Annotated in this window: 1 protein-coding gene and 1 pseudogene; both read right to left on the reverse strand. The window is 51.6% G+C overall.

All coding sequences use genetic code 11. The features are described 5' to 3' along the window. On the reverse strand, window positions 1-394 hold a 394-nt coding region (locus AC1DRJ_RS31535), incomplete at its 3' end, for an MFS transporter (protein WP_477805547.1). Next, window positions 331-622: pseudogene (locus AC1DRJ_RS31540) on the reverse strand (MFS transporter); the annotation flags it as partial. The gene AC1DRJ_RS31535 and the pseudogene AC1DRJ_RS31540, both read right to left, overlap by 64 nt.

The following is a 622-nucleotide window of genomic DNA, read 5'->3' on the forward strand; positions in this document are numbered from 1 at the left end:
ATGAAACCGTGGCAAAAATCCGGTTGCGATGGAGCTTGGGCGTCGCAAGCAACCTCACTGCGGAGGTGGGAATGTTGATCAACATCAAGCCTATGCCGCCGCAGAAAAAGGCTGCGGGAACGACGATCGACGATGAAACGGTGCCGACCACCACCAGGTTGCATCCTAATAATGCAAAACCTGCGGACACACACATGTCACGGGGGACACGGTCGGATAACCAGCCGATGATCTTGTAGCTGCCCGCCAGAATGCCCAGTCCGAAGCAAGAATCCAGAAGACCAATGTAAGTGACCGGGTACTGAACGACGTCCTTTACGTACAGTGGAATCAGAATGGTGAAAACGGAAACAGGGCAAAGTTGATAAGCATTGCAATGATGGCCAGGTAAAATTCGACTTTCACTCCGTAAACAACTTTGAAGCCGGAATAAATCATGCTGAAGCCGCTGGCTTTCGGGGATTTTTCGCCTTGGTCAGTTACACCGATATGGCTCGGGATGGTCGCGATCAACGCCCCGGCGATGAGAATTGCAAAAAAATCGGCAGCAAGGGCGAATGTGATACCGAATCCGTAAATCAACCCGCTGGCCAGTACCGGTCCCAGAAGAATCGAAAATGAC

It is taken from the genome of Pseudomonas sp. P5_B2 (assembly GCF_056400445.1).